The organism is Janthinobacterium glycogeni, from assembly GCF_051380725.1.
Lineage (GTDB): Bacteria > Pseudomonadota > Gammaproteobacteria > Burkholderiales > Burkholderiaceae_D > Janthinobacterium.
Genome location: NZ_JBNYXP010000029.1, coordinates 1 through 1,963, shown reverse-complemented (window position 1 = coordinate 1,963; position 1,963 = coordinate 1). Strand labels below are relative to the sequence as shown.

Annotated in this window: 2 rRNA genes; both read right to left on the bottom strand. The window is 51.2% G+C overall.

What is annotated here, in order from left to right:
* Positions 1-7: 7 nt before the first annotated feature.
* Positions 8-120, bottom strand: a 5S ribosomal RNA gene (gene rrf / locus ACQ4W4_RS27540).
* Between the two features lie 137 nt (positions 121-257).
* Positions 258-1,963 (bottom strand): 23S ribosomal RNA (locus ACQ4W4_RS27535); the annotation flags it as partial.

Sequence of the window (1,963 nt, the reverse complement as noted above, 5' to 3'; positions counted from 1 at the left end):
ATAACAAGCCTGACGATAACCTACTTTCACACTGGTTGCAGCACTATCATCGGCGCAAAGTTGTTTCACGGTCCTGTTCGGGATGGGAAGGGGTGGGACCAACTTGCTATGGTCATCAGGCATAACTTGTACTGGCGTTTGTCCTCAGTGGAGCGACAAAGCCTGAATCTGGAAGAAGCAAAGATTTTTGGGTAATGAATGGTATCAACACACACGCAACGTTGTACCGTCTTATCCTCTGTACCTGCTAAGGTTATAGGGACAAGCCGTACGGGCAATTAGTACTGGTTAGCTTAATGCATTACTGCACTTCCACACCCAGCCTATCAACGTCCTGGTCTCGAACGACCCTTCAAAGAGCTCAAGGCTCTGGGAAATCTCATCTCAAGGCAAGTTTCCCGCTTAGATGCTTTCAGCGGTTATCTCTTCCGAACTTAGCTACCCGGCAATGCCACTGGCGTGACAACCGGTACACCAGAGGTTCGTCCACTCCGGTCCTCTCGTACTAGGAGCAGCCCCCTTCAAATTTCCAACGCCCACGGCAGATAGGGACCAAACTGTCTCACGACGTTTTAAACCCAGCTCACGTACCACTTTAAATGGCGAACAGCCATACCCTTGGGACCGGCTACAGCCCCAGGATGTGATGAGCCGACATCGAGGTGCCAAACTCCCCCGTCGATATGAACTCTTGGGAGGAATCAGCCTGTTATCCCCAGAGTACCTTTTATCCGTTGAGCGATGGCCCTTCCATACAGAACCACCGGATCACTATGTCCTACTTTCGTACCTGCTCGACTTGTCAGTCTCGCAGTTAAGCACGCTTATGCCATTGCACTATCAACACGATGTCCGACCGTATCTAGCGTACCTTCGAACTCCTCCGTTACACTTTAGGAGGAGACCGCCCCAGTCAAACTGCCTACCATGCACTGTCCCCGATCCGGATAACGGACCAAGGTTAGAACCTCAAACAAACCAGGGTGGTATTTCAAGGTTGGCTCCACGAGAACTAGCGTCCCCGCTTCAAAGCCTCCCACCTATCCTACACAGATTGGTTCAAAGTCCAATGCAAAGCTACAGTAAAGGTTCATGGGGTCTTTCCGTCTAGCCGCGGGTAGATTGCATCATCACAAACATTTCAACTTCGCTGAGTCTCGGGAGGAGACAGTGTGGCCATCGTTACGCCATTCGTGCAGGTCGGAACTTACCCGACAAGGAATTTCGCTACCTTAGGACCGTTATAGTTACGGCCGCCGTTTACTGGGACTTCAATCAAGAGCTTGCACCCCATCATTTAATCTTCCAGCACCGGGCAGGCGTCACACCCTATACGTCCACTTTCGTGTTTGCAGAGTGCTGTGTTTTTATTAAACAGTCGCAGCCACCAGTTTATTGCAACCCTTTCACCCTCATGGAGTAAACCAATCAAGCTACCGGGGCGTACCTTTTCCCGAAGTTACGGTACCAATTTGCCGAGTTCCTTCTCCCGAGTTCTCTCAAGCGCCTTAGAATACTCATCTCGCCCACCTGTGTCGGTTTGCGGTACGGTCTCGTATGACTGAAGCTTAGAGGCTTTTCTTGGAACCACTTCCGATTGCTTCGTGAACAAGTTCACTCGTCCCATCCCCTTGAATTCCGCGCCCGGATTTGCCTAAGCGCCTTCTATGAGACAGAAACCAACTATTCCAACAGTTGGACAACCTTCCGCGATCCGTCCCCCCATCGCATCATACGACGGTGCAGGAATATTAACCTGCTTCCCATCAGCTACGCATCTCTGCCTCGCCTTAGGGGCCGACTCACCCTGCTCCGATGAACGTTGAACAGGAAACCTTGGGCTTACGGCGTGGAGGCTTTTCACCCCCATTATCGCTACTCATGTCAGCATTCGCACTTCTGATACCTCCAGCATCCTTTACAAGACACCTTCGCAGGCTTACAGAACGCTCTCCTACCATAT